This is a genomic window from Dolichospermum sp. LEGE 00246 (genome assembly GCF_015207865.1).
Taxonomy (GTDB): domain Bacteria; phylum Cyanobacteriota; class Cyanobacteriia; order Cyanobacteriales; family Nostocaceae; genus Dolichospermum; species Dolichospermum heterosporum.
Map to the genome: position 1 here is coordinate 1 of NZ_JADEWA010000584.1, position 2,869 is coordinate 2,869.

Consider the following 2,869-nt stretch of genomic DNA (forward strand, 5'->3'; position numbering starts at 1 on the left):
ATCCTAGACTTAGTTTGATAAGTTAATACTAAAAAACCTAAAATACCTGATATAACTAGGTTTCGCTCAAATAGAATCGAAGATTTAATAAAAAAATGCTTTCTGATTCTTGAATCCCCTACCATGTTAGGACTTAACCTGATATCAAGTATTAATTTTCTGTAACTACTCTAGGAGAGCCGTTTTTTTGATTTTTTCAACTGTTAAATTCGATTAAAAATATCATTTTTTTTACCCAGAGGTGCAGGAAGTAATAATATTAAAATTTAGCAATGTTTGAAAAATGATTGGGATAATCTAAAATCCAAAAGTCAGCATCTAAAATCCTATAAGGAACAAAAATCAATGACTGTTACAACTTCTAGTTTTCCTATTGACCTCAATGCTTACAAACCGTTAAAATTAGACCCGACTAATTCAACTTTGACTAATGAACAAAGAGAAATTCTGAAAGCTAATATTCAATTTTGTCGAGATACTATTGTTTTTTTTACCGCTGTAGCAGCAGCCAAAGGTGTGGGAGGTCATACAGGAGGAGCTTATGATACAGTTCCCGAAGTGATGATTTTAGATGCTTTCTTTCGGGGAGTAGCAGATAAATTTGTGCCAATTTTCTTTGATGAAGCAGGACACCGCGTTGCTACACAATATTTAATGGCAACTTTACAGGGTGATCTTGATGCAGAAAATCTGCTGCATTATCGAGAAGCCTATTCATTACTACTTGCACATCCAGAACGAGGACGCACTCCTGGTGTAAAATTTAGTTCGGGAAGATTAGGACACCTCTGGGCTTATGTGAATGGAGTAGCGATCGCACATCCTCATCAAGTAGTATTCTGTTTAGGTTCAGATGGTTCACAGCAAGAAGGAAATAATGCCGAAGCCGCCCGTTTAGCTGTGGCTAAAAATCTCAATATCAAATTAATTATTGATGATAACAATTCCACCTGTAGCGGATATCCAACAGATTATCTCAAGGGTTATAACGTCGGTCAAACTTTAGCTGGACATGGATTAACTGTATTAACTGGAGCAGGGGAAGATTTAGATGATTTATATACTCGTCTCTGTCAAGCTGTCACTATTAATGGACCAGTAGCAGTAATTAATAAACGTCCTATGACTCCCGGTATTGTTGGAGTAGAAGGCACACCTTTAGGACATGATGCCCTATCACCAGAGTTAGCGATCGCCTATTTAGAAACTCGCGGACATACATCAGCCGTCAATTACCTCAAAAAAGTTATTCCCCTCACACATACCTACTCTTTTACGGGTTCTAGCAGCAAAACACGCCATATTTTTGATGCTACCGTTGTCTCTCTTCTCAGTCAAATGACACCCACAGAACGGCGAGAAAAGGTAATGTGTATTGACAGTGATTTAGGAGAATCCTGTGGTATCAATAAAATTAGTCAAGCCTATCCAGAGATTTTCTATCATGGCGGCATCATGGAAAGAGGAAACTTCTCTGCGGCGGCAGGATTTGGCATGGAAGCAGGAAAACAAGGCATTTTCAGCACTTATAGTGCCTTTTTGGAAATGTGTATTTCTGAAATTACAATGGCACGGCTTAATAAATCCAACGTTCTTTGTCAATTTTCCCATAGTGGGATAGATGAATTAGGAGATAACACCTGCCATTTTGGGTTAAATAATATGTTTGCCGATAACGGTTTAGAAGACGCTTATCAAACCCGTCTCTATTATCCCGCCGACGGACATCAAATGAAAGCTTGTGTAGAAACTGTATTTGATCAACCAGGGTTAAGATTTCTCTTTTCTAGTCGTTCCCCAGTACCCGATATTCTGGATACCAATAGTAAACCTTTATTTGCAGATGGTTATACATTTATTCCTGGAAAAGATGACGTAATACGAGAAGGAACAGCCGGCTATATCGTTAGCTTTGGAGAGGTACTTTACCGCGCCTTAGAAGTAGTAGAAAGCCTGAAAAAACAGGGAATTAATGTCGGTTTAATCAATAAATCCACATTGAATCTAGTAGATGAAGAAATCATGGCAAAAATTGGTTCAACACCCTTTGTTTTAGTAGTTGAATCCTTAAATCGGCGTACAGGTTTAGGTATCCGTTTTGGTTCATGGTTACTAGAAAGAGGGTTTTCTCCCAAATATGCCTATATGGGAACTCATCAAGAAGGTTGTAGCGGAATTTGGGAACAACTCCCCCATCAAGGTATTGATACTATTGGCATCATGAACAAAGTTGAGGAAATGTTAAAATAAGAAAAAAATCCCCGAATTCTTCTGTGATCATCACCATAAATTATCAGATGATATCAGAAGTCGGGGATCTGAATCTAAAGGAGAATAATTACCAGTGATTAAAGTGGCTTTTCTTGATCGAGATGGAGTAATTAATATTGATCATCACTATGTTTTTAGATGTGAGCAGTTTGAATTTAATGATGGCATTTTTGCTACTTGTCGTCTACTACAAGATTTAGGTTATAAGCTAATTGTGATCACAAATCAATCAGGTATTGCTCGTGGTTACTATTCTGAACAAGATTTTTTAAGTCTTACTGTCTGGATGTATGAGCAATTTAATAACCAAGATATAACAATACTGGATGTGTTTTACTGCCCACATCATCCCCAATCAACTATATCTAATTACCGTCAAAACTGCCGATGTCGTAAACCGTTACCAGGAATGATTGAACAAGCTTGTCAGAAATATCCTATAGACTTGCAAAGCTCAATCCTAATTGGTGATAGAATATCGGATATGCAAGCTGCTAAAGCCGCAGGAATCGGTAAATTTTATTTACTCAGTCCAGAAATTTTTATTCCTAAAGAATTACAAGTTTCTGCTCGGTTGGATAATCTGGAAGCACTAAAG

2 protein-coding genes are annotated in these 2,869 nt (G+C 37.4%); both read left to right on the forward strand.

Annotated features, from left to right (window positions below):
• Positions 1-345 precede the first annotated feature (345 nt).
• Entirely contained in the window at positions 346-2,250 is a 1,905-nt protein-coding gene (locus IQ228_RS24295) for a transketolase C-terminal domain-containing protein (RefSeq protein ID WP_027401729.1), read from the forward strand.
• Between the two features lie 94 nt (positions 2,251-2,344).
• The coding region (gene gmhB / locus IQ228_RS24300) for a D-glycero-beta-D-manno-heptose 1,7-bisphosphate 7-phosphatase (protein ID WP_193964733.1) at positions 2,345-2,869 on the forward strand (525 nt) is incomplete at its 3' end.